This is a genomic window from Arenibacter antarcticus, from assembly GCF_041320605.1.
Lineage (GTDB): Bacteria > Bacteroidota > Bacteroidia > Flavobacteriales > Flavobacteriaceae > Arenibacter > Arenibacter antarcticus.
On sequence record NZ_CP166679.1, the window covers coordinates 2,357,157 to 2,375,948 of the forward strand.

An 18,792-nucleotide genomic window follows, 5' to 3' on the forward strand; every position below is an offset into this window, starting at 1 on the left:
CTTGAGGATTATTAAGGTGGTGCATAAGATGTAGATTTATCCTACCCAAAGGAATTGCCAGGTCTTCGGCACATTGCCACTCCATTCCATTTTGGACAATGAGCCTCAAACCAAGGTCTTGGACACGAACAATGGGTTTCCGGGCATCGTTCCGGGTTCCCTTCACTCTCTCCCATAAACCCATTGCTCAAGTCCGCTTGGCCACCCCATCGACCACTAGCGGATTCTAAAAAATGAAGACCCAAGAATTTAACAGGGACATGATTCATTGGATTTCCCTGTTTACATTTTGTGCCATTTCATCGGCGTTGGTATTCTTTCATGAGGTGTTTTAGTACTGCTGCGAAGGTCCCACTATAACCTTTTTTCGATGGCGAAATAACAATATTCGCTCTTGCCCGACGGCATAAACCAGGCTCCGATCGCTCTTATTTATACGTCTTGCCAAGCTCGAATATTGTGCTGGGTATTGCATCAAAAAAAGGTAACAGCGAGAGCTCTATGGGAAGTAGATCAAAAACAGAACATCATGAAAGCGTATCCAGATCCTAAAAATGAAACGGCACAAAAAAATCAAAAAATGGAAAACGCTCAAGATATAATAAGTAGATCAGTATTAAATCAATTATTAACCGTCTGCAGTGATGTGGACATAATCTTTATCAATTATGAGCAATTTAAGAAACCATGTACAGCTGATGGGGAACATCGGGGATGTTCCATCGATCACTAATCTAGAAAGTGGAAAAAAGGTGGCCCGTTTTCAAATGGCGACCAATGACTTTTACAAGAACGCCAAAGGGGAGAAAGTAAAACGTACGGACTGGCACAGCGTGGTAGCCTGGGGAAAAACGGCAGAGATCGTGGAGAAGTTTGGGGGAAAGGGAAAGGAAATCGGTATAGTCGGGAAATTAAGGACCCGGAGCTATACGGCTGCTGATGGGTCTACCCGATATATCACAGAAGTTGTTGCCGATGAGATTTTATTACTTGGTAGCAGGGCCTAACCGTTAGACCACGTATCCAAGATGCAGAACAACAACGGAGGGCGTTCCCGAAATTCAACGCCCTCTCGATGTTGTCATTATTCACTTAATACTTAATAGTAATGGACAGCAAATCTAAAGAAATAAACGAAGGGCTGCAACATTTTCACGGTTCGGAAATAGTTTTTCAACTCCCTTTATTAAAGACCAAATTTACGGACGGTATAAAATATCTTGCCCATGCGGCCGAATGTTTTTGGCTCGTTACGGATACCTCTGTAATCGCGAAAAGTTTGATGAACAAAAGTCGGTTTATCACAATCGTTTTTAAAAAATGTTCTGAGCAGGAAAAAGAAAATCTGGGTTATGAGGCTACCATCGTTTATAGTGATGGCAATGGAAATATTTATGAAACCCATAAATACAATATAACCGATTTTCCATTGGACCAGCTCAGATTGTTTTTTGTGGACGACACCTTGATGTTGCCCAGCGAATATTAATCGAAAAAAAGGGCGGACCGACCAAAGTACCGCCCTCTTTTTTCTGGTTACTTCAACTGGGGACAATGAAAAACCCACAAGCGAGGGGTAATCTTATTTCTAAATTTTATTATTCGCATCGTTTTCTCCAAATCATTGCAAATTCCATAAAAACACCTGTTTTATACTCTTAAAGTTTTCGGTTGACTTTAGGTCTAAGTGGCAGTGTACTACTTTGAATAGAAGGTTGAGAAATTTTTCGCTGAGGGCGAAAAAAAGGAATAGCAAGAGGGTAACGCGCTAAAGCGACGTTACGATGATGTCTTGCTTCGCAAGGCCTTTGTTTGTAGGGGTTTGGAGCGTTTTGGATTTTAGGATGAATCTTGCCCAATGGGTCAAAATCCTCGTCAACCCCCAAGAACATTGAAGAAATTTGACCCAATGGAGAAGTTTTATACGATACGGTTTAGACGGAATACTGCCCAGCGGTTCAAACGGTTTTCCAAAAAAGTCTCCAGTTCCTATTCGGAGTCGTTAGAGATGATTATTGATTTTTTTGAATGGCACGGATTTTTACCGTCGGAAAAGTTTGAAAAGAGTGTGGGTAAGGAAATCTTAAAGAACAGAAAACGGACGGAAGCGGCAATTGCCATTATTCGTCAGATTGAAAAGAGCCAAACCCTGCCCACAACTACCATGCTGGAACTTCTTTTTGAACACTCTCCCCAAAAGAAACCGGAACAAGCACCCTTGTTGATCGGGAGCCAAGAGAATGATGTGGAAAGGGATGTGTTTTTTAAAAAGGTGGAGCAAGCCTTGGCCATGGAGAGAGAGAACACCAACCTTCATCGAGACCTAAAGCAAACAAAGAAAGAGTTTGCTTTACTGCTAGATAAAGTACAATTAGTGAAAAGTGGGTTTGGGAAACCTAGGTTGCAATTGGACATGAGTCCTGACGTTTTTGAAAATTTAAAACAGAGGTTGAAAAAAGAATAACACCATGTATATCAATATCACCAAACAGCATTTGGATGCTACTTTTTCCCCGAGTTCCGCAGATTTTGTGGCCTATCTGGAGAAAGAGAACGAAGGGAAACAACTGGATCAGCAGGAACATTTTTTTGATCAGCGCAACGACCGGATCGCCCCCGAAAAGGTAATCAGGGAAATAGATGGAAATACGGCCAAATTGAAAAATCTGGAGCCTAAATTCTATTCCCTGACCATCAATCCAAGTCAGCGGGAATTAAGGCATATCAATAACGACCCAAATAAATTAAAAGAATATGTCCGGGAGGTGATGAAGGATTATGCTGCCTCCTTTTATAGGGATAAGCCCGTATCGGTCCATAGTTTAAAATATTATGCAAAGTTGGAGTATGAACGCACCTTTAAGGGATATGACAAACAGGTAAAAGAGAATCAGGTTTTTAAGGCGCAGATCGTCAAATTGGAAAATGATATCCGAATGGTATTAAGAGGTGACCTGGAAGGCAGTGTCAACGCCATGAAGAAGGAAATCACCAAACTTACTGCTCAAATTCCCCATCGTTTAAATGGGGAAGTAGTTGCACAGGGGATGAATAAGCCAGGGTTGCAGACCCATATCCATGTCATTGTAAGCAGAAAGGACGTATCCAACCGGTTCAGTCTTTCCCCCGGAAGCAAATACATGGAATCAGAATCGATTCTAAACAACAAAGTGGTCAAACGGGGATTTAGGCGGGACCAATTTTATGAAAGTGCCGAGAAAAGATTTGATGCCATGTTCAAATATAAGCGAAATTTCGTGGAGACCTACCACGCCCGAAAGAGCCTTTTAAACGATCCGAAAATTTATTTCGCCCATCTCTTAGGACTGCCCACCAATGAACGAAGTGCTGCCTTTAAAATCATGGGAGCTGCCGGGGTAAATATCCCCAAGCTTAACATTCCTACCAACAAGGTAGAAGCCGCCCTCCAAGCCATTAAACAATTTAAAAAGGTGATAGAAGTGGCTAAAACGGCAAGCTCAATCGGGGTGTGAGTGTATTCGTCAAACTGGGTTAATTGATAATATGAATTGATGATGATAGACTTTTTGATATTATTAAAGGTATTGATCTATGGTGTGGGAATCGCATTGGAATATGTATCCTATAAGTGGTACAAGTATCCCTTTGCCTTCAATTTTTTTATATTATTTCTGTTGGGAGGAATATTTCAATGGCAGCATGGTTGGCCAATTTTTATTAAAATTATGCTGTTTTGGTTGTTGCCTTTTCAGATTGCCAATCTAGGGTTTTTTATCTACTTTAATTATAGTTTAAGGAGTCCCAAGGATCCTGAAAGTTATCGTGTGAAGTTTAAATTATTGAACGGCAGCCTGGTGTTAAGGAATATACGAAGAGGGGCCTCTATTATAGGGTCGGCGGGAAGTGGCAAAACAGAAAGTGTAGTCTATAATTTTTTAAAACACTTTAACCAACACCAGTTTTCTGGAGTAATTCATGATTACAAGGATTTTGAGATTACCGAAATGGCTTTTCCCCTTTTTAAGGACTCCAAAATACCATTTCATATTATTTCATTTGATGATATTCATAGTCGGGTGAACCCTATAGCACCACGGTATATGGAGGATGAAGAAAGTGTCAATGAGGTTTCCCGGGTGCTGTTGGAGAATCTTTTGGAGCAGCGGGAATCTATTGCCTCGGGTTCCTCAAAGTTCTTTAACGATGCCGTGGAAGGCCTTCTGGGAGGGCTTATTTGGAAGTTGAAAACTAGCCATCAGCAATATTGTACCTTGCCACATCTTATTGCCACCTTTCAGTACCTGGATACCAAAAACTTAATACAGTTCCTGAGTTCAGATTACACTTCAAAGGCCATGGCGGATGCCTTTATTTCCGGGCAGGATTCGGAACGCCAAACTGCAGGGGTGATGAGCACCTTGGCCAATGCCCTTAAAAAAATCAGTACCCAACGGATATTTATGGCACTTTCCGCAGATGAAGTGCCATTGGATATCAATAATCCAGAGCATCCTTCGGTGGTTTCCATTGTGAACAACCCAAAATTTGAAACCGCCTACTCCCCGGTGATAGCCACTATTATACACACCATTACCAAGCAGTTGAGCATACGTGGCCGCCAGCGCTCCTTTATCCTTATGGAAGAAGCGCCAACGATTAGATTGCTAAATATGCACAGGATTCCAGCAACTTTAAGGAGTTATGATATTGCTACAATCTATGTGCTACAGGATAAAATTCAAAACGATATCATGTATGGCGACAAGGCAAGTAGAGCCATACTGAGCAACCTATCCTACCAGTTTTTTGGCAAGGCTAACGATCCCGATACGGCACGATATTACGAACGATTTTTTGAAATCGTAAAACGGCCGACAAAGAGTGTGAGCAAGGGACAGGACACCTTCAAATCCGACACAAGGATTACAAAAGGGGAGAGGGAGGTGAGTAAAATCAGGGCAGAAGAATTTTTTAGGTTGAAGGAAGGGGAGTTTATTGCCTTTGCCGATGGAAAGGATAAAAAAGTGCGCTTCCCAAAACCCAATATAGTGAAAGGGCTTCCCGCACCTAAATTCCCCATCGGTGATGGAGCAATACTGGAAAACTTTAATCGGATCCATTTGGAAGTTCAGCAGTTCCTCATATTAACGTCCAAACGTCAGTAATTTGTTGATAACTAATTGATTTGGTGGTATGTGCTGTTTTAGGTTTTGCTCGACTTTTCGTAATTTAATAGGTAACCAAAAATGAATAGACCATGTATTTTAATCAGGCCATCTGCGATGTATATATCGGAACTGGAGCCGGAAAAAAATTGATGGAAGATATTGGGAATGCCAAGCGTTCCGTTAAGATCGTTTCCCCATTTCTTTCTCCCTTTTTGGTACGAAAGTTGATCGACCTTCACTACAAGGAAATTGAGGTGCAGCTGATAACCGTAGATACGATTGAAGATTTTTATGGGGATAGACAAAAGAATATACACCAACTTATCTTTCAGGATAGAACGATCGACAAGGAGGCAGAAGCCCAACGATTAAAATGGCGCAAAAGGAAACAACTTCTTTTCCTTATTTTGACCTTTTTGATTCTGGCACTAATTGCAACTGCAATTCTGATTCAGGAGCGGATGGTTTTATGGGGGTTTATACCGTTACTTCCAGTATGCTTCTTAATTCGGTATTATACCTCGAGAATTAGAAACGCCAAAATCTACCATTATTCCTATAGTCAGTTATTTCCCTTCAAGGTTTTTACTACTCCAGAAAGCAACTCCTATTCACATCCTTTTATCCACGGCAAGATATACTTGATCGATGATGAGATCGCTTATTTGGGCTCACTGAACTTCACTAACAATGGTACGCGAAACAACTACGAAACCCGAATCCGTATGGTTGATCGGAAAGCAGTAAAAGAGCTGGTTGCTGAATTTGAGACTCTGTTCCATAATGAAATCTACTTAGAAAAGGAGTTGTCCGAATGGGGGAGGGAGCTTTATGTTGAGCCAGGGAATTGAGGAGAGGTGTGAACTGGATAAATATTAATTGAAAAGAAAAATTAGGTTTACTTTTTCTTCTTGACCAAATCATCGAAAGAAATAATCGAATTGAAGTGGCCCCAATAGAACTTATAAGTCCGTTGCAGAAAAGCACATTTACATTGTCTTTCGGATTCTGTTTAAAGTAAAAGACCACTCAGCCTATTCTATACTTTTTTTATAAATTTAATTGGAAAATAGATTTGTTAATTAGATGGATATATTTAAATCTAGACAATTTTTTAGTTTCGGTTAGCTTTTCTAAATAATTCAAGATGTGGCCATTCAAATCCTTTTACTCCTCTATAAGTTGAAGGATCTTTATAAATTTTTTGTTCTTTAATGAAAAACTCAATATTCTCTTTATAGATAAATGGATCTTTGATTTTATGTTGAAAGATTTTCATTTCAGTCCACAAGTGTTCCCTAATTTGTTTGTATGTAGGGTCATAAGCTAGATTGTTCCATTCATTGGGGTCCTTTTCTAAATCATATAGCTCCAACTCTTCTGGATAAAGAAATGCATTTATTTGGTGTTGTTTGCTTACATTGCTTAACACGTAACGAGAAGCTGCTAGCAAATTTAAGTCGCGAGATGGATTGTAAATTAATTTAAATCTTTTATCTCTTATTCCAAATTGCATAAATAAAAGAATTGGAGCAGAACCCGTTGTAAAAGAGTGTATGAATTCATGTCCATTTAATATACTTGAATCTATATCTTGAAGAGTGTTGCCAACAAGGTTTTTAGGTACTTTTATATTAGCTGATTTAAGCATTGTAGGTAAAATATCTAGAGTCGAAACCATTCGGTTTTCTACCTTTCCTTGAGAGAACACTTTTGGGTAATTCAATATCATAGGAACTTTTAGTCCAGCTTCATAAACACTTCCTTTAGCTCTAGGGAAATCAGCTCCATGGTCACTAATGTAAATAATTAAAGTATTATCCCTAGCCTTTAATTTATCCAAATCACTAAGTACCATTTTGATGCCTTCGTCCAAACGATTTATACAGCTATAATAGTTTTTCATTTCATGACGTAAATACGGTGTGTCTGATCCAATCCATGGTAAAGGTTCAATATCGTCTTTGATTTTTACAGTGGGATAACCACTTTCAGAAATTTCTATAAACTCTCTATGTGCGTCTGCGTAATTAATTATCAATAAGAATGGTTTATTTTCTTTCGCAGCATTTTTCATTACAGATTTTGCTTGATTAGCATATTCTTCTATGCTTATAGTATTTGAAAAGTTAGCTTCTTTAATGGCACGGTGATCAATATAGTCCTCAACTAAGCGTTCGGGGTTTATGTGAGTTTTGCCTAAAAACCCTGTGTAATAACCAGCTTCTTTAAAATATGCTGGCATTGTTTTAAAGTCTTTGAACATTGCAAACTTATGAGTAGAAAGTCCAATATGACCTGTTTGTCTAGTGTACAGTCCTGTTAAAAAGGCAGCTCTAGAGGGGCTACAAACAGAATAGGGAACAAATGCTAAAGAGCTTAGAGGATGCGAATTTCTTTAATGCTCGTTTGAGGAGCATTCAGATATCTAGAGTGTATCCATTAATAGAAAATGCATATCAGTTAGAAAGGGAGCACCAAAAAAAGAGACTTCAGACTTTACTGATCCTTGCTAGTATTTTATCAGTGTTACTGATTCTAACCATTATATTCATAATTCGCCAATTTTATAAACTTTCAGAAGCCCGTAAACTTACGTTGGTTGCAAATGAAAAACTCCAAAATAATAATATTGCTTTAGCTGAAGCAAATAGTATTAAAGAAGAATACATTGGACGGTTTCTTAACTTATGCTCTATTTATATTGAAAAAATGGGGAAACATCATCGTATCCTGAACAAAAAAGCCAAAGAAGGAAACCTTACGGAATTGTACCGACTGCTTAAATCTAACCAGTTTATAGGTATCCACCCCACCAAGCACATATTGCAAATTATAATATTATTTTTTAATAGACCTATTAGCGAATCATCTAAGCTTGCAACTGTAATTTCTTGTAGTTCTGTGGATACAGACCTCGGATATTTTTATGATTGATGCCCATAATGTTTTCCAGTGTATACTTTAGCCACTGGTAAGGATTCACCTGATGCTTTTTACAGATGGCAAGGAAGGAGTAGATACAGGCGGCCCTTTGTGCCGCGTCATGGGAACCGGCGAACAGATAGTTCTTTCTTCCTAGGGCCAGGGGCCTGATGGCATTTTCCACTAGATTATTATCGATTTCCAGGATGCCGTCATAAAGATAGGCGCTAAGCTGATCCCAACGGTCCATGGTATACCGGAAGGCTTTTCCGATAGGGCTCTTTGGAAGCATCGGATGATTTTTTGTCTGCCCGTACATCCATTTTCCCAGTTCATTGATCACCGGCAGGGACTCTTTTAGACGAAGTGCCTTGCGTTCTTGGGGATCGAGGCCCCTTTCCCTGGCGGCAGCTTCTACCGCATATAGTTTTTGGATGTAGGTCAGCGCCTTCCCCGCACGCTCCCTATCATTATCCAGGGCCTTGTCGAATTCCCTTCGTGCGTGGGCCCAGCAGTTCAGATAGGTGACCCCCTCACGTTTGCCTATCTTGTCATAGACAATATAGCCATCGGTTTGGAGGTAGCCCTTAAATCCGGCCAATACATGATTGGCGGCCTCCCGGCTACGCCCGCTCCGGTAATCAAAGAGTACGGTACCCTCCATAGGACTATGGTACACCCAGTAATACCCTTGATGGGTGGTGCCTTTCCTGTTCTTATCGATGACCTTGATCGGACTCTCGTCCGCCTGCAGATACCCTTGGGACTTGGTGTCCTCCAAAAGGTATTGGTAAAGAATATCCAGTATTTTAAGGCTCTGTCTGGTCCAGCCCTCCAGGGTCGAGGAGGCTATCGGGATATTCTGTCTTTTAAACCGCTGGAGCTGTCGGTAGAGCGGGAGATGGTCCTGATATTTATCGACTAGGATAGAGGCCAACAATCCTGCCCCGGGAATACCCTTTTCGATCACCCGATCGGGAAGTGCACCTATTACCACTCCTTCTTTATTTTTGGGAGCATACTTATAGCGGATGTAGCGTTTGATGTAGTATTTGGCGGGCTCGTATTCCAGTTCCTCGGTCACTTCTTCCCCGATGCATACCATATCGGTCAGATCGCCCTCGGGGTAGATCTTGATCTCTTCCACGGGCAGGTGGTCCGGAAGGGCCACCCTTCCCTTATGGGCCGATGTCCTTTTGCGTCTCTCATAGGTGAGTTTTTCCTTGAGCTCCACCTCTTGTTCCTCCGCCTTTCCAGGTTCCATTTCAAAGGGAAGGCTCATTTGGTTTTTATCGCCCTCGAAGCGTTCCCTTTTCTGGCCATAGACCAGACGTTTGTAATAGGCCAATTGGAATTTAAGGTCGGTATTTTCTCTTTCTGCCCTGGCAAGGTCACGCTCGACTTTTACGAATCTTTTGACCTGCTTTTGAATGGATCCCCCCTGCTTTTCAAGCAGCGCTAAAAGTTCATCTTTAGAGAGGTTTTCCAAGGGTTTTTGCATAGGTCGAAGATACGGAAAATGATGTTATTGACCAAGCGGAATCCCTTGTATTCATTGATTTTTTATCGCTTTTTTCACCGTGGATACCGAAGTTTTTGATGAGCCTTTTTTATCTGAAGTCCCTCGACCATCAGCACCAGTTCGGACCAGGTAATAGTGGAAGAACTGCCCTGAAAGATGGGCGGGGTAAAACTGCCCTGTTCCAGACGTTTGTAATATAGTACAAAACCACCGGCCTCCCAGTGCAGCAGTTTGAGGTGCGTACGGTTGCGATTCAGGAAAATGAATACATCCCCACTGGCCGGCTCCCTTCCCAGTTCATTTTGGACCAGACCGCTCAGGCCATTGAAACTTTTGCGCATATCGCACGGCCTTGGATAAAAATGGTAGGTATGGTAAGAACCCAGGACAAACATTAGTAAAGCCTGAGGAGTTTGCCGATCAATGGAATTTGTGAGGTACTCAACCGGATACGGGTGCCATTGGGATAAATAAGTTCCAAGATCCCATCCGGGACCGGGTCGGAGTCTATCTCTACAAATCCTATGGCACCTACCTCCTCGGCCCTCTTTTTTTTCCAGTAATAGAAGGTGGAGGGCAGCAGACCTTTGGCCTTACAGAAGTCCCTCCCATTAAGGGGACTGCTCTCAAATTCTCCGATTAGGGCAAACATTTCCTGTTCCTTGCTCATCTTATACTATTTTTGGGCAAAGCTAAATCCAAGAAATCAGGTTAGCAATATGTGCTTGGTGGGGTGGATACAGGTATGATTCTATCCTTAATGTTAATTAGTTTTTATTTCGTGTATGGAGAAGAGTTGGGCATAGGAAGTATTTATCTTTTAATCCTCTTCCTTTTTTATGTTTTTGCTACTGCAATTAGTATCTCCGCAGTCATTTTTGTATTGCTGTCCGAGATGTACCCCAATCAAATTCGCGGAATTGCGATGTCTATTGCTGGATTTTCGCTTTGGGTAGGGACTTATCTTATAGGGCAACTTACTCCTTGGTTGTTAGAGATTTTAGCACCAGCCGGCACATTTTTACTGTTTGCAATTATGTGTTTGCCGTATCTTTACTTAATGTGGAAATACATACCTGAGACAGCGGGTAAATCATTGGAAGAGATTGAGGCTTATTGGCTAGAAGAGCCTAAAGTATAATACTATATTAAGTCCACGAGATTGTGGTGTAAAATGTGGAGATCCAACTATAAAGGAATGTAATGTTTAATTCAAAGGTAATACTTGGCTCTTATTATAAAATTACGCATTTTAAATTAGTTGAAATTACCGAGCGAATAAATACCCTCAATTTCGGTCCGGTTGTCAGATGGTTTAATGAAGTTTCTGATTTTTAATAGAATATATATATTCTATTTTAATGGAGTGAAGTCGGTTTTGTTACCCTTATATCAAGTTCTTCACCTAGAGTATATTCTTAATGTATCGTTGCCCTTTGTTCATTTAAATCCTAACACCACATCCCTAGCACCATTCAACTCATCCAGTTTAACTAATAGCTTCTCATGTGCCCCCAAAGTAAATTTGGGATACACAAATACGAATTCGACCGCTTGCCCCTTGGGAACTACTTGCGGCATGTTAAACTGAACAATAGGGGAGAGGGGAAGCTCTTGATAAGAAGCCTTTCGTCTTTTATTGCCATTTACTTTGAAAAGGATTAAGGAGTTGATTTCATAATCGATTCCGGAACTGTTGGAGATTTCGAATATGATATACACGTCTGTGGAATAATAGATGCTTTTGGTCATTCTTATTGAGATTCCTTTTTTCTTTTTTATTTGGTGAAAAGGCCTAGGGTTTCGTAGCAGTTGGGAGCAGAGTTTGGGATAGTCCAAAGTTTTGGACGGATTGGTAAAGGTATCGGAGTCTGCAAAAGATGTTTTTTGCATTGGGAATTTAATGAGACCGCTCCTTTCATTACCGATACTTTTAGAAGCTGGGATAAAATAGTTGAGTCTATTCAGCTTTTCGGAGTACCGCAATAAATAGGAGTAGACCTCCCCATCGCTGGTAACCACTAAAAGATTGCTTTCCTTTCCGGGCATGGCTTGCAGCAGTCCAAAATATTGTTCTTTTTCCCGATTGTAACTAAAGGCATAATTGGAGGAACCCGTAATTCCTTGGCGAATGGGTTTAGGAAAGAACATAGAAACGGTCTTTTGTTCATTGGCGAAGATGGTGTCGACTTCCACAGAGTTCTGCGCTTGGGTAAAACTCAAAACAGAAAAAAGGCTGATGAAGGTTATTGAATTTCTCATTGCAGTAAGGATTTATCGTTTTAATGGGCTTTTAGAATGAGTTTGTAATTGTTGGTCACGGCAACCTTTACGCTTCTATTGCTGCGTTGGAATACTTTTTTGATACCGCTTACTTGGGGAACTCCGGCAATATTGATGTCATTTATAATATCATCTACTACTTCGTTGGTCACTTCCCCCCTAAAACTATTTTCTACATAAATGCCCTCAAGTCCATCTTGCAGGTCGAAGGCCTTTAGTTTTACGGGAATATGGTCGATATTGTCGATTTTTATAAGGATCCGGTTGGGTTGAAAACTGACCACCCCATAAATCAAGGTATTCTTTAAAATTGTTTTAGTGCCCAATTTTAATTCCTGTAACAAGCGCATCCTCAATCTGGTATTGACCTTCACCACTTGGTCCCCTTCCACTTCCGCATAAACCTCCTGAATATTTGGATCAAAAGAAATAGCGATCGGTCGTGGGTCCGAAGCAAAGAACAGTTGATGCTCCAGTGCCAACTCCTTGGAGGATATAGGCTCGTTGACTTCAGATTCTAAAGTATCCTTGGCAGTAGCTTTGATCATGGTTTGCTTAGGTGGATCTGTATTTCGGTACTTGTTTTCTGTGTAATCTATCCTTCCCTGACTGTAAATACTGTCCACTATACGCTGCTTATCCTTATCCAAAAAGTCAGGGTCATATACCCCGGTAGAATCCAGAAATCGTTCGTCGTAAACGCTTGGGGCATTTTTTACACGTTCCTCTGGAATGTTGTCCACCGCTTCCAATTTAGAGGTATACTCTTTCTGTTGTTGTTCCAATTTCGGCACTTCTGTCTGTTCCAATGTCTTGTCTCCATTATCCTCATTCTCCATGATCATCATGGTATATGCTAATATGAAGAGGATAATGACCAGTAATACGGAGCCAAACACCATTTTGTTTTTCTCAATTCTCATTGCGCAATTTTTTTAAGGATTTCTCAAAATAATCGGTGATCAAAAGCCCATGGGTGTTTTTGGGATAATTCCGGTCCACATGGATCAAGTTCCCGGTGGTTACCAATTCATAGGAATCCACAACGGTTCCCCGATTGATTTCAAAACGAGTTGTGGTCTGGAAGCTATAGGGTTCTTTGGACAGGTCTATTTCAGAATCCACCTGCAGCACCTTCTGGATCAGGGAATACTGCAACAAGCGATTGTATACCCCATCGGATTTTTTCTGCCTGTACAGCGCATCAACGGCGCTGTTTCCCAACCATAGTGCCTTCTCCAAATTCTTTTGATAATTGCTGGCATCGATATTATAGAAATAAGTATGGAACAGTTCCAAATGGGACAACGCCTCCACCGCCAGGTTTTCCTTTTGTGAAACCAGTTTCAATGGAATTACGTTGCCATCTGTATTGACCATAAATGCATTGTTGACGGTTTCCCTTTGTAGTTTTATAACCGATAAAATGGCGACTATACAGGTGACAGTGGTGCCAATGACCAGGGACCAGACTATCAACCGGTTTTGATTCAGGAGATTATATATGTTTTTATATGGTGTTTTCATCAGTTTTGTGTTTTTTATTTACTGGTTGGTATTTCTGTTTCCGTTGAGTCCTGCTATGAATTATGCACCACTAAAAAGCCGAATGGTAAATGAGATCGCCCTGCGGTATAATTTGAACTTTAGCAGTACAATGAACCCTATCGACCCCAATTGCACCACAGGGGCATAGATCCTACTTCCCCAGTCGGTACCGAACAAGCTGGACCAAAAGTTGGTGTTCACTTCCGTATATAGGTGATTGATAAAAACATTTACCAAAAAGAAGGCGGGCACGATCATATATATCCCTGTATACAGCTTGAAAAAATTATAGGCCAAGGATCGAAACTTTTCAAATACCGCCAAACTGATGACCAATGGGAAAAAGGCCTGCATTATTCCCAACAAAAAGAATCGTTCCGCCAAAAACAGGGGATAGATAAAGAGATCCAACAACCATAGGAACAAACCAACAATAAAGGCCAAGATCTTGAGTCCGTACAAGGGGGTGACCAAAGACTCGAATAATAGGGCCATGGCTTTCTTGGCGGCGTCCAAGGCACCCACATCCTGTTCTATGTCAATATCATGCATCTGCAACGGGAGGAGTGCCGGGGCCGTGTTCCTATATTGGCCCTCGATGGCCACCAAAATGGTATCGAACACCGCCAATACCTGGGTGGAAAATATCACCAAAATGACCACTGCAAAATTCTTTGCCAGTTCGGTAGGGGTCAGGCCCCAGGTATATCCCTCATTGTTCGCTACGCCCTCATTATATTTTTTCAGGATATTGATCAGGAAAAATAGCACAGCAAGGGTTTTCATACCTGTGATGGTATATCGTGAGAAATCACTGTTTTTGATCATCTGAAAAACAGTATCCACATATTCGAGCCCGATCCCTAAAAGAATATCTGTCATTAGTAGTTGGCTTCGCGATTGTTGATCTTGTCCTGCATTTCCCTAAAGGCGATGATCTCCCGATACCGTCTTGTCTTGGATTCAATTTCTGCTACCATTTCCTTGGATTGTAGTTCCTTTTCCTTGAGAACCGAAGCGCGTTCGGCATCGGTCATCCTCATATTGTCACTGGTAAGTACCTGTTCTATATAATCCATCCCGGACAAAGAGTTCTCTATGATGTCATTGAAGGACTCTGATATTCTGGTAACTTCATTTGGTTTGATATAGGGGGAGTTGAAAATATCCCTTAGATCATCCTGTACAATATCGAACAGACGTTGATTGCTATTGGCAAGTTCCTTTACCGCCTTTAGTTGTTTGATGACATTATTGACCTTGTCCACGTTCTCTTTCTGTTGTTTTAGAAATTTTACGGTCTTTAATAATTGTGAGGTCTGTTTTCCGGATTCCAACAGGGATTTCATAAAGGATATGAAATTAGTGTTGTCATACACGGGCATTCCCTGGGCAGTTCCACTAACACCAATAAGTAGTGAAAATGTTGCTGCTAAAATGATTTTCATGATTTTGTGTTTCATCTTTTTATGGTTTTAACTGTTACTATTAAATTGGATCAAGACTGTTGCATAAAAATTTTTATGGCTTTTTCCATGTCCCGATGTTCTTTATACAGCGCCAAGATCGACTCGTTTTCAGCTCCGTCCGTTAAATAGGCCGCATAGACCTCCTTGGGAACTTCCAACCTAAAAATGTTGCTTTCCTTACCGATCTTGATGAACATTTCGGTATACTTTCGGGAACCGGTCAGGTTATTCTTGATCGATTTCAGTTGGTTCAGGTCATGGCTGGACAGGTTAAGCCTGTTTTTCAGATTCTCATAACCCTTCTCATTATTGAGGCTATAGATGACCTGTGTGTTTTCGAGGATGCTCGCTGATGTAGAATTGTTGGGTAATTGGTTGATGGATTGAAGAATGATCCCAATGGCCCCGTTCTGTTTTCTTATAGCCTGATAGTAGAATTCCACACTCTCCAACACATTATCAAATTTGAGCTGTTTGGCGAACTCATCGAACAAGATGATCCCCTTTTCCGCACGGTTCTTCCAGATAGTCCTTTGGATGGCCGATTTGATCAGTTTTAGCATCACCGAAAGAATCTCCTTATTGTCCTTTACTTCATCCAGTTCAAAGACAATCAATCTTTTGTCCTCAATCTTATAGGTCTGGTCCTCACTCACTTCGAACAGGAAACTATAGAGTCCATCGCCTACATATTCGGACATAATATGAAGGAAGCCTGCTATGTTAAAATACTCGGGTTGTATTTTTAGTCCGGTCAACAGGTTTTGTTGACGTTCTTCTATAAATCGATAGAAACTGCCCAGGGAATGTCCTTCCTCAACGGATTGATAATAGTATTGTAGTATTTTTTTTATGGATACCGATTGTGCCTTGGAAGCCTTTAAATCTGAGGCCAAAAGCTCAAATAGGAATACCGATAGGTCTTCTAAACGTTCAGGGCTAAGGACTTCTTGCTTCTGGATGTAAAATGGATTTATGCCTAAATTCTTACCGCTCTCATATCTAAGTATGGTATATTGTCCTGGATACAACCGTGCAAATTTGGTGTAGGATCCGCCAAGGTCGATAATGACCAGGCGTACCCCGATTTCAAAATACTGTCGGAGTATATTATTGGCCAAGAAGGACTTGCCTTCTCCTGTGGGGGCGAATATGGCAAAGTTCCGGGCCTTGATACGTTTTTTCTTTTCGTCCCAGACATCTTTGAGGACTGGGATATTATGCACCCTGTCATTAAAAATAATTCCGGTGCCGTCAGATTTATAGTTGCTATTATTGATGTAGAGACAAAGGGCATGTTTTAGATCGGTCACATAAAGGTCATGGTCCGAAAAGTTTGGGGAAAAACAGAAATAACTGTTCAGAATGTAATTTTTACGTTCCTCGCCCCTTGGATAATAGGGGATGATATCTAGCTCCTTGAACTCGGCCCTTATTTTCGAACCTATTTTTTCTAACTGCTTTATCTCTCGATCCCAATAGATGATGTTTAGATGGCCCCTGATAATCCGTGAACTGTCATCGCTATTGATCTGATCCAGGATATGCTGTACTTTGGTGAGCGTTACTTTGTTTTGGGAACCGAAATTGGAACTTTTGTTAAGTTCCTCGATTTTCTTGTCCAAGAGCTTGCGCCATTTATGTTTGTCGTCCAGATAAAGGATCTGATTTACAATATGGTTTTCGTTTAATGTAAGTCCGACCCCATCTATAAACCCCTGATGGAATACAAAATCGTCCGAGGTAAACCGTTCATTGGTCTTACTGCTCTGTACACTATCACCAAAGCACAGCTCGCTATTTATGGCCAAAACGTCAAAGTAGTTCTCCCCTATGTTGACCTGTGACCTTTCCATAAGGATATCTGTATCAAAGCCCTCATTGAAACCATTAAAGTAATTATCGGTGACCTGGAGGATTTCCTTGGACCCCAAGGAAGAAAAACTCATTTTGCGACTGTTGTTGATATATGAAACGGAATCGTTAACGGATGCTATGAAATTTCTGACCTGGTCATCCATTTCCAAATGGATCCCTTTGGGAACCTTTCGAAAGGGGTTTACATATTTGGCATTGTTCAAGGCCTTATTTTTGGTAAGTATGAAGAATAAGAGGCATCGATGTTCCATATACTCCCGACCTTTGAAATGTTGATGTGTGGCCTTTGCCAAAAAAGTGGTTTTGGGCAAATTTTTGGAGGAGTATGGTTTTTTTGTATAGATGTCCTGCTTGTGGATGACACATCCTATGGGCAAAGATTTTATCGCTTGGAACCAAGTACTGTGGATATCCTCAAAATCCTTTTCGGAAAGGGAATAGATTTCCGGTAAGATCCCTTCAAAACACAGTACCACATTGCCATTGTTAGCAAAGACAATATTAGATTGGATGTCGGCAATGGGATGCTGAGAAAAAAGGTCAATCTTCTCCATAGTTCAGGGATGTGGATTTCTTATTACTGATGATTTTTGGAAATGTGCCAAATAGGAGGAAGGGAATCGGTTTGATGGTAATCCTGGTCAAGAATACATAGAGTAGGGTATTGAAGACAAATACAATTATGCTAATTGATAGGCTAAACGAGAATATAATTACCATCAAAGAACCGACTATGGACAATATTTGTAGTGCGAATAATGATATTGGCAAGCCGAATATCATAGCCCTTTTTCTAATATTCCTATAAACCTCGAATTTTTTCATCTTTTGATATTCATTAGACCACAATTCCGATTAAATAAGTAAAGATGCCTACCACTGCGCCAGCAATAAGGACAAAGACTAGTACCCTAGTGATGCCTTTTTTAAGGTCCGCGTTTTCCCCAAAAAAATGACCGGCGTTGAATAAGAACCCAATAAGGAAGATGACACCCAAAATGATCGGAAAAATGGTTCTGATGGTATCTGAAACATCGTTAACAGAGTCTTCTATTCCCCCGATTTGGGAATAGGCTGGTAAGGTTGTCAAAAGAAGCAGTAAAACTGATTTGAATGATTTTTTCATGACGATACTTTTTTTATGCCTTCCCGAGTAATCGGAATTGGGCATTTGATTAATTATTCATTAGGGAATTTCCAAAGGATTGTACAAATTGATTGGAATCGAATAAATTTTAACACTCGGAAGCGTTAAAATTTCACGGATTATAGGTGATTCTGGGAAATCGATGAAAATTGTGCAACACGCACTAAATTTTTATTGAATTATGAAACTACTTTGGATGGTTTGGCTCTGTATAGGATTGGCCTTTAACTGCTGTACAGTTTTGGCCCAACAAAATAATCGACAAATAGTTGTCCTGGATCCAGGCATGGGGGTGTGGATTCAGGGGCAATCGGGGTAAATGGGATAAGGGAAAAGGGTGTTGTCCTGGAAGTAGCTAGAGAGGTAATCCGGCTGAATAAGGAACTTTATAACAATCATTTGGATATTTACTTGACCAGATATACCGACACTTTAATTTCATTGGCTGATCGGACAAAATTACCTAAGGCGTTGCAGGCTGATGTTTATGTGTCCATTCATTGTAATCAGGCAACAAGAAAGGAGGCACAGGGAATTGAGGTTTATATTCAACACCCTAAAGATTTAAAAATTCAGGACTACCGAAGAGAATCCGAATACTTGGCGCAATCAATTCTGGATATATTCCACAATTCCTTGGGTTATAAAATAAGGGGAAGGAAATACGCCAATTTTCAAGTGCTTAGGGAAACCCAATCTTCTTGCCAAGGTGTGTTGCTAGAACTTGGATTTTTGTCAAACACTGTAGACGCGGCACATAGTAAAAGAAGGGAGAGTATAACCGGATTTGCTATAGTTATTCTGCAAGCTTTGATTAAGGAAAGTAAAAGAATGGACTAATTACAAATTGGATCGGGGAGAACGTGCTAA

General features: G+C 40.7%; 21 protein-coding genes. 9 read left to right on the forward strand and 12 right to left on the reverse strand.

Going from position 1 to position 18,792, the window contains the following annotated elements; all coding sequences use genetic code 11:
- Positions 1-41: 41 nt before the first annotated feature.
- Positions 42-269, reverse strand: coding sequence for a hypothetical protein (locus tag KCTC52924_RS09590; RefSeq protein ID WP_251808011.1), 228 nt, complete (start codon positions 267-269; stop codon positions 42-44).
- A gap of 399 nt (positions 270-668) precedes the next feature.
- On the opposite strand from KCTC52924_RS09590, the gene KCTC52924_RS09595 reads away from it, so the two are divergent.
- The 6 genes from KCTC52924_RS09595 to KCTC52924_RS09620 all read left to right on the forward strand — a co-directional run bounded on the left by KCTC52924_RS09595 (position 669) and on the right by KCTC52924_RS09620 (position 6,001).
- Entirely contained in the window at positions 669-1,007 is a 339-nt protein-coding gene (locus tag KCTC52924_RS09595) for a single-stranded DNA-binding protein (protein ID WP_251808012.1), read from the forward strand.
- A 101-nt stretch (positions 1,008-1,108) separates the two neighbouring features.
- The gene (locus KCTC52924_RS09600; protein ID WP_251808013.1) at positions 1,109-1,489 is read left to right on the forward strand and encodes a DUF6876 family protein; all 381 of its coding nucleotides are present in this window, start codon (positions 1,109-1,111) and stop codon (positions 1,487-1,489) included.
- A gap of 420 nt (positions 1,490-1,909) precedes the next feature.
- Positions 1,910-2,464, forward strand: a complete 555-nt coding sequence (locus KCTC52924_RS09605; RefSeq protein WP_251808014.1) for a BfmA/BtgA family mobilization protein — start codon at positions 1,910-1,912, stop codon at positions 2,462-2,464.
- 4 nt (positions 2,465-2,468) lie between these two features.
- Positions 2,469-3,494, forward strand: coding sequence for a MobB family relaxase (gene mobB / locus KCTC52924_RS09610; RefSeq protein ID WP_251808015.1), 1,026 nt, complete (start codon positions 2,469-2,471; stop codon positions 3,492-3,494).
- A 39-nt stretch (positions 3,495-3,533) separates the two neighbouring features.
- Complete coding sequence (locus KCTC52924_RS09615; protein WP_251808016.1) at positions 3,534-5,147, forward strand: type IV secretion system DNA-binding domain-containing protein; 1,614 nt, start codon at positions 3,534-3,536, stop codon at positions 5,145-5,147.
- Positions 5,148-5,239: 92 nt separating this feature from the next.
- Complete coding sequence (locus KCTC52924_RS09620; RefSeq protein WP_251808017.1) at positions 5,240-6,001, forward strand: phospholipase D family protein; 762 nt, start codon at positions 5,240-5,242, stop codon at positions 5,999-6,001.
- Positions 6,002-6,264: 263 nt separating this feature from the next.
- Here the strand turns inward: KCTC52924_RS09620 and KCTC52924_RS09625 are convergent, their stop codons facing one another.
- Positions 6,265-7,467 (reverse strand): sulfatase-like hydrolase/transferase, encoded by a 1,203-nt coding sequence (locus tag KCTC52924_RS09625; protein WP_251808238.1) that lies wholly within the window; start codon positions 7,465-7,467, stop codon positions 6,265-6,267.
- Positions 7,468-7,517: 50 nt separating this feature from the next.
- Here KCTC52924_RS09625 and KCTC52924_RS09630 point away from each other — a divergent pair, with 50 nt between their 5' ends.
- On the forward strand, positions 7,518-8,087 hold the full coding sequence (locus KCTC52924_RS09630; protein WP_251808018.1) for a DUF6377 domain-containing protein: 570 nt from the start codon (positions 7,518-7,520) through the stop codon (positions 8,085-8,087).
- Here KCTC52924_RS09630 and tnpC read toward each other — a convergent pair.
- The 3 genes from tnpC to tnpA all read right to left on the reverse strand — a co-directional run bounded on the left by tnpC (position 8,023) and on the right by tnpA (position 10,267).
- Entirely contained in the window at positions 8,023-9,576 is a 1,554-nt protein-coding gene (gene tnpC / locus KCTC52924_RS09635; protein WP_251808019.1) for an IS66 family transposase, read from the reverse strand. The genes KCTC52924_RS09630 and tnpC overlap by 65 nt on opposite strands.
- A 74-nt stretch (positions 9,577-9,650) precedes the next feature.
- Positions 9,651-9,992 carry an IS66 family insertion sequence element accessory protein TnpB gene (tnpB, locus tag KCTC52924_RS09640; RefSeq protein ID WP_353057497.1) on the reverse strand — a complete coding sequence of 114 codons (342 nt, stop codon included), beginning with the start codon at positions 9,990-9,992 and terminating at the stop codon, positions 9,651-9,653.
- Positions 9,992-10,267: an IS66 family insertion sequence element accessory protein TnpA gene (gene tnpA / locus KCTC52924_RS09645; protein ID WP_251808021.1), complete on the reverse strand. Its 276-nt coding sequence runs from the start codon at positions 10,265-10,267 to the stop codon at positions 9,992-9,994. Before tnpA ends, tnpB begins: the two co-directional genes overlap by 1 nt.
- Positions 10,268-10,342: 75 nt before the next feature.
- Here tnpA and KCTC52924_RS09650 point away from each other — a divergent pair, with 75 nt between their 5' ends.
- The gene (locus KCTC52924_RS09650; RefSeq protein WP_285903394.1) at positions 10,343-10,738 is read left to right on the forward strand and encodes an MFS transporter; all 396 of its coding nucleotides are present in this window, start codon (positions 10,343-10,345) and stop codon (positions 10,736-10,738) included.
- A 299-nt stretch (positions 10,739-11,037) separates the two neighbouring features.
- Here KCTC52924_RS09650 and KCTC52924_RS09655 read toward each other — a convergent pair whose 3' ends face one another.
- The 7 genes from KCTC52924_RS09655 to KCTC52924_RS09685 form a co-directional block, all read right to left on the reverse strand.
- Positions 11,038-11,859 (reverse strand): DUF4138 domain-containing protein, encoded by an 822-nt coding sequence (locus KCTC52924_RS09655; protein WP_251808023.1) that lies wholly within the window; start codon positions 11,857-11,859, stop codon positions 11,038-11,040.
- A gap of 20 nt (positions 11,860-11,879) precedes the next feature.
- Positions 11,880-12,803: a conjugative transposon protein TraM gene (traM, locus tag KCTC52924_RS09660; protein WP_251808024.1), complete on the reverse strand. Its 924-nt coding sequence runs from the start codon at positions 12,801-12,803 to the stop codon at positions 11,880-11,882.
- Complete coding sequence (locus KCTC52924_RS09665; RefSeq protein WP_251808025.1) at positions 12,793-13,407, reverse strand: conjugal transfer protein TraK; 615 nt, start codon at positions 13,405-13,407, stop codon at positions 12,793-12,795. Before KCTC52924_RS09665 ends, traM begins: the two co-directional genes overlap by 11 nt.
- A 60-nt stretch (positions 13,408-13,467) precedes the next feature.
- Positions 13,468-14,310 (reverse strand): hypothetical protein, encoded by an 843-nt coding sequence (locus tag KCTC52924_RS09670; RefSeq protein ID WP_251808026.1) that lies wholly within the window; start codon positions 14,308-14,310, stop codon positions 13,468-13,470.
- Entirely contained in the window at positions 14,310-14,891 is a 582-nt protein-coding gene (locus tag KCTC52924_RS09675) for a conjugal transfer protein (RefSeq protein WP_251808027.1), read from the reverse strand. Before KCTC52924_RS09675 ends, KCTC52924_RS09670 begins: the two co-directional genes overlap by 1 nt.
- Positions 14,892-14,926: 35 nt before the next feature.
- Positions 14,927-17,329: a TraG family conjugative transposon ATPase gene (locus KCTC52924_RS09680; protein ID WP_251808028.1), complete on the reverse strand. Its 2,403-nt coding sequence runs from the start codon at positions 17,327-17,329 to the stop codon at positions 14,927-14,929.
- 284 nt (positions 17,330-17,613) lie between these two features.
- Positions 17,614-17,901: a hypothetical protein gene (locus KCTC52924_RS09685; RefSeq protein WP_251808030.1), complete on the reverse strand. Its 288-nt coding sequence runs from the start codon at positions 17,899-17,901 to the stop codon at positions 17,614-17,616.
- Between the two features lie 315 nt (positions 17,902-18,216).
- On the opposite strand from KCTC52924_RS09685, the gene KCTC52924_RS09690 reads away from it, so the two are divergent.
- Entirely contained in the window at positions 18,217-18,762 is a 546-nt protein-coding gene (locus KCTC52924_RS09690) for an N-acetylmuramoyl-L-alanine amidase (protein ID WP_251808031.1), read from the forward strand.
- The last annotated feature ends 30 nt before the right edge of the window (positions 18,763-18,792 follow it).

What these genes read in the sequence shown, in the direction of transcription:
- KCTC52924_RS09590 (WP_251808011.1), bottom strand. Translation starts at nt 269, where the DNA reads ATGAATCATGTCCCTGTTAAATTCTTGGGTCTTCATTTTTTAGAATCC.
- KCTC52924_RS09595 (WP_251808012.1), top strand. Translation starts at nt 669, where the DNA reads ATGAGCAATTTAAGAAACCATGTACAGCTGATGGGGAACATCGGGGAT.
- KCTC52924_RS09600 (WP_251808013.1), top strand. Translation starts at nt 1,109, where the DNA reads ATGGACAGCAAATCTAAAGAAATAAACGAAGGGCTGCAACATTTTCAC.
- KCTC52924_RS09605 (WP_251808014.1), top strand. Translation starts at nt 1,910, where the DNA reads ATGGAGAAGTTTTATACGATACGGTTTAGACGGAATACTGCCCAGCGG.
- mobB (WP_251808015.1), top strand. Translation starts at nt 2,469, where the DNA reads ATGTATATCAATATCACCAAACAGCATTTGGATGCTACTTTTTCCCCG.
- KCTC52924_RS09615 (WP_251808016.1), top strand. Translation starts at nt 3,534, where the DNA reads ATGATGATAGACTTTTTGATATTATTAAAGGTATTGATCTATGGTGTG.
- KCTC52924_RS09620 (WP_251808017.1), top strand. Translation starts at nt 5,240, where the DNA reads ATGTATTTTAATCAGGCCATCTGCGATGTATATATCGGAACTGGAGCC.
- KCTC52924_RS09630 (WP_251808018.1), top strand. Translation starts at nt 7,518, where the DNA reads ATGCTAAAGAGCTTAGAGGATGCGAATTTCTTTAATGCTCGTTTGAGG.
- tnpC (WP_251808019.1), bottom strand. Translation starts at nt 9,576, where the DNA reads ATGCAAAAACCCTTGGAAAACCTCTCTAAAGATGAACTTTTAGCGCTG.
- tnpB (WP_353057497.1), bottom strand. Translation starts at nt 9,992, where the DNA reads ATGTTTGTCCTGGGTTCTTACCATACCTACCATTTTTATCCAAGGCCG.
- tnpA (WP_251808021.1), bottom strand. Translation starts at nt 10,267, where the DNA reads ATGAGCAAGGAACAGGAAATGTTTGCCCTAATCGGAGAATTTGAGAGC.
- KCTC52924_RS09650 (WP_285903394.1), top strand. Translation starts at nt 10,343, where the DNA reads ATGATTCTATCCTTAATGTTAATTAGTTTTTATTTCGTGTATGGAGAA.
- KCTC52924_RS09655 (WP_251808023.1), bottom strand. Translation starts at nt 11,859, where the DNA reads ATGAGAAATTCAATAACCTTCATCAGCCTTTTTTCTGTTTTGAGTTTT.
- traM (WP_251808024.1), bottom strand. Translation starts at nt 12,803, where the DNA reads ATGAGAATTGAGAAAAACAAAATGGTGTTTGGCTCCGTATTACTGGTC.
- KCTC52924_RS09665 (WP_251808025.1), bottom strand. Translation starts at nt 13,407, where the DNA reads ATGAAAACACCATATAAAAACATATATAATCTCCTGAATCAAAACCGG.
- KCTC52924_RS09670 (WP_251808026.1), bottom strand. Translation starts at nt 14,310, where the DNA reads ATGACAGATATTCTTTTAGGGATCGGGCTCGAATATGTGGATACTGTT.
- KCTC52924_RS09675 (WP_251808027.1), bottom strand. Translation starts at nt 14,891, where the DNA reads ATGAAACACAAAATCATGAAAATCATTTTAGCAGCAACATTTTCACTA.
- KCTC52924_RS09680 (WP_251808028.1), bottom strand. Translation starts at nt 17,329, where the DNA reads ATGGAGAAGATTGACCTTTTTTCTCAGCATCCCATTGCCGACATCCAA.
- KCTC52924_RS09685 (WP_251808030.1), bottom strand. Translation starts at nt 17,901, where the DNA reads ATGAAAAAATCATTCAAATCAGTTTTACTGCTTCTTTTGACAACCTTA.